General features: G+C 38.7%; 2 protein-coding genes and 1 pseudogene. All 3 read left to right on the top strand.

Features of this window, described 5'->3' with window-relative positions; translation table 11 throughout:
- A pseudogene (locus tag FW757_RS23010) lies at positions 1-226 on the top strand (hypothetical protein); the annotation flags it as partial.
- A gap of 10 nt (positions 227-236) precedes the next feature.
- Entirely contained in the window at positions 237-989 is a 753-nt protein-coding gene (locus FW757_RS23005; RefSeq protein WP_182740940.1) for an Imm49 family immunity protein, read from the top strand.
- Positions 990-1,022: 33 nt separating this feature from the next.
- Positions 1,023-1,523: a hypothetical protein gene (locus FW757_RS23000; RefSeq protein ID WP_446441770.1), complete on the top strand. Its 501-nt coding sequence runs from the start codon at positions 1,023-1,025 to the stop codon at positions 1,521-1,523.
- The last annotated feature ends 15 nt before the right edge of the window (positions 1,524-1,538 follow it).

Genomic DNA, 1,538 nt, shown 5'->3' with positions numbered 1-1,538 from the left:
TGCTAAGCTTGGCAAAACAAGTAAAGGGTTCACACAAATGGATGATGATTGGATTAAAATGAACCTCAAACGCATGAAAAACTCGAAAAAGTACCCTGAGCGTAATCAACTAGGGCAAAATTTACTTGAAGCAGATGATTTAGATATACCAGTAAACAAACTAGTGATAGAAGCTGTTGAAGAAAGTGGCAATGTAGTTGACGCAAAATTACAACCTTTACCTTAGAGAATTAAGAATGTTAAAGCTAAATAAACTTACCGCAGAAGATGTTGAATATGACATCACGCGTGCAAATACTCACTTGCCAGCGTGGTTAGAAAGGTTTAAAGACACCAGTAGGACGCTCGAACAGTACAAAAAAAGCGTTTTCAAAATTTCTGACTTTTATTTAATGTTAGCGTATGGTAATTACGCACTCGAAAACGTCTCTGAAGTGAAGCCCAATTTAAAAAAAGCCGCGCCCTATGCGTTTTTATGCGGCTTCGACCCTGAGTTACAGACCCGTAAAAGCGATTACTCCATTCAAAAAGAGTTAAACATCTGTTTGTTGTTTGGTGAGCCTGAATTGCTAGAACAAATAAAAGCGCTTGACTGGTCACTATCAGAAGATGATATTGTACATCCTGCTATTTACCAATATGATCACTTATTAATGCAAATAGCCACTGGCAGCCCTCTTACCCCGCAGGCCATTAACACCGCACAACAAGATGCTCAAAAAGCCAAAAATAAAGATGTATTGCAATTTTTCGCCCCTTTAATTGAAGCTATATCAGCATTAATTTCTGGTGACCAACCGCTCTGGCAAGCCAGTATTGATAAAGCAATCAAATGGCACTCTGATGAATGTAAATTTGGTGATTACAAAGATATGGAAGAAGGCTTTATCTGTTTAAATGCCCTTACTATGGCAAAGTTAGGCAAAGACATGCATGGTTGGCAATGCCACACCGACTCATTATATTTACCTTTATTTTTAATTGATTAGTTTCGATAATCACACAACACGAGCCTATTATCTATGAGCAGCTTAATTCACTTATCACTTATTGACGAAGATAGATACCCTACTTCGCTTAGCGGTGATGATGAAAGTAAATACCAACAATTGCTTGCAATTACTGAAGAAGAAGCCATTCATTGGCAGTCAATCGAAATAAACCTGCGCGGCTTTGAACCCGCACTGCAACTATGGGATGCTATCGCAGGTAATAGTCGGTTATTATTGATTGCTAGCTTCAATTTTTTCCCCCATAAGCTGCTTCCACCTGACGCTGACATTAGCGGCACTTTCGGCTTTTTCCCAGCCGATATGGTGAAAGATTTATATGACATAATGCAACAAGAATATAGCTTCGATATTGATAGCTTAGAGGGGCAGAACATAATCGCTGAAATTGAAAAGGATGGAGACGATGAAGTAAACCCCGAAGCCTATGAGCTAGTTCGAGATAAATACTTTGTAACCTTTAGAGATGCGGCTGAGCAAGGTAAATCTATCGTCGTACTCATTGAGCAATAATTAACTTATATAGAA

The sequence above is a fragment of the Pseudoalteromonas sp. 1181_04 genome, assembly GCF_052850545.1.
Note: the sequence above shows the minus strand (reverse complement) of the source record. Positions and strands in the feature narration are given on the sequence as shown.